2 protein-coding genes are annotated in these 2,182 nt (G+C 63.9%); both read left to right on the top strand.

Going from position 1 to position 2,182, the window contains the following annotated elements; translation table 11 throughout:
- Window positions 1-1,737: hypothetical protein (locus J3489_RS25885; protein WP_207002939.1), on the top strand; the 1,737-nt coding region annotated here is incomplete at its 5' end.
- A 134-nt stretch (window positions 1,738-1,871) separates the two neighbouring features.
- Window positions 1,872-2,182: hypothetical protein (locus J3489_RS25880; RefSeq protein ID WP_207002937.1), on the top strand; the 311-nt coding region annotated here is incomplete at its 3' end.

Genomic DNA, 2,182 nt, shown 5'->3' with positions numbered 1-2,182 from the left:
GCGCTGCCCGACGCCCAGGTGCCCGCCGAGCACCGCGCGCTGGCCGCTCGCGTTCGCGACGGCGAAAGCCATGTCCGCTGGAACGACCATCCGCTCGTGCATCTGCGCAACGAAGACCGCATCGTCCCCGTCGAGCATCGCGGCGGCTCGTACCACGAGATCGACTGGCTCACCGGCAAGCAGCGGCACGGCGTCCCGCTCATCGACCGCGATCGCGACACAGGCAAGTTTTATTCGCGGCTGGTCGGCCTGAAGGGCGGCATGCGCGCCGATGAGATCGAAGTGATGAACGTCAAGCTGTCGGAACGCTTCACGGTGCAAACCACCGAGCCGCTGCTGGCGCGCGCCGCCGATATCGACGAGCGCCCGTTTGCGGACCTGTTCGATCGGCACTTCACCATCTCGGTGCTCGACGAGGCCACCCGCTTCGATGCGCGCGCCTTCTTCGGCACGCTCTACCAGGACAGCCCCACCTTCAGAAGCCTGTTCAACCACGCGGCGGACAGCAGTGCAGAGACCGCCGCGCCCGCCGTATGGAAGATCATGGTCGGATCGTACAAACGCGCCATCACGAAATTCGCGCAATCCGTCATCGAAATCCCCCCCGACGACGTGCTGTCCGCGGAGCGTTATATCGGCAATGGCGTCGACTACAAACCGGCGCAACGCGAGCAAGCCTATCTGCACGAGATGGTTCACGCGTTGACCAAGGAACGGGATCCGGCAAGTACTCGCGCGCTGCGCAACCGGGGGCCGATCGTCTATCTCACCGACAAGATCCTGAGCGAAGCCGGCTACGATTTTCCGCAGCAGGTGATGTATAGCCGGCCGCCCAGGGACGCCGCGCTGCTAAAAGCATTGCGGCCGCACGAGCGGCCTGGCTACAACTGGGAAACGGTAGCCCGCGCGATGGAGGTGGAAAACCGCTACCTCGACGGCATCGCCGATGCTCAGGCGGGAGCCGTGAGACAGACCCGCATATTGGGCGAAGCGGTTGAAAACCGTCTCACGGTCAAGGAAGTCGACGCGATGCACGAGGAATTGGCCTCGTCGACGCAACGGCCGGACGACCTTCCTTATTTTGGGGATCGTTTCGAAGCCGGGTTCGAATCCGCGGTCGATACGCAGGGGCACATCCTTCGATCGAAGGGGGTTCTTGGCGACATCGAGTTGTTTTACGGCCGGCTCCATGCGAGGAGCAAGCTGTTTCGCCGTTTGTTCGATGCGTTTGATGGCGCGCGTGCGCCGGGCGTGGGTCAAGCCAAATGGAAATTCGTGCTGCCGCCGGAGGGCGCCGCGGGCGATCCCGTGGCCGCGCGATTCGCGCATGGCGTCGACGAAACGGCCAAGACGGTTCATTTGTCCGGCGCCCCGGCCTATTACCTGAGCAATGAGGGCATCGCCAGGATCGAGCGCTGCCGCGAGCTGACCGAGGCGATGGTGCAGATTCTTACGCGGCGTGGCGGTGTGGCCGAAGACCTGGCTCATCGGAACCGAGGCGCGGTTGTCTGGCTGGCCGATCGAATTCTGCAGGAAGCCGGTTATCCGTATCCGAAGCGCATCGCTTACGCCACGGCGGCTCAGTCGGACACCGTTGCGCAAGAACAGTTGGCCTTGTACGAAACCGTTGTGCGGCGCGCGGCCAGCGCGGAGGACCGTCATCTCGACAGCTTGCATCCGAAGCGGCACAGGCAAGTCCTTGCATGCCTCGGTTGCCGGCCACGCGCGCATTCCTAGGCGGCGAAACCTGTGCGGCGTGTCGCGGCACGGGTAACGGTTAGCGCTCCTTCTCACGTGTCGCAGGACGCAGCGCAGCGCCGGCAAATGCCGCAATCCCGGAGACAAAAAGGCGATCCATGAAACTGTCCTCATTGACCATCGGCGCGTTGTTGTTCAGCCGGCATTTCCATTCCACCGTCGCGAAGTGGGTCGAAGACCTCCCGCCGCACCCGGATGAGATGGGCTCCGCGCTCAACGAGAACTTGCCGTTCGACGATTTCGTCCAGCAAACGACGCCCAATTCGAGCGCCTGGACACGGGTGCGTGAAAACAACGCAAAACACGCGATGTCGCGCGCGACGCCCACGCCCATCGCCGCCACCCACGCGCCAATCGGCACCACCACCACCGCCGCCCCCGCCGACTGGATCAACTTGCGCCAATGGCAAAAGACCGAGCGCGT

This window comes from Trinickia mobilis (assembly GCF_017315705.1).
GTDB lineage: Bacteria > Pseudomonadota > Gammaproteobacteria > Burkholderiales > Burkholderiaceae > Trinickia_A > Trinickia_A mobilis.
This window is presented reverse-complemented; position numbering and strand designations above follow the sequence as displayed.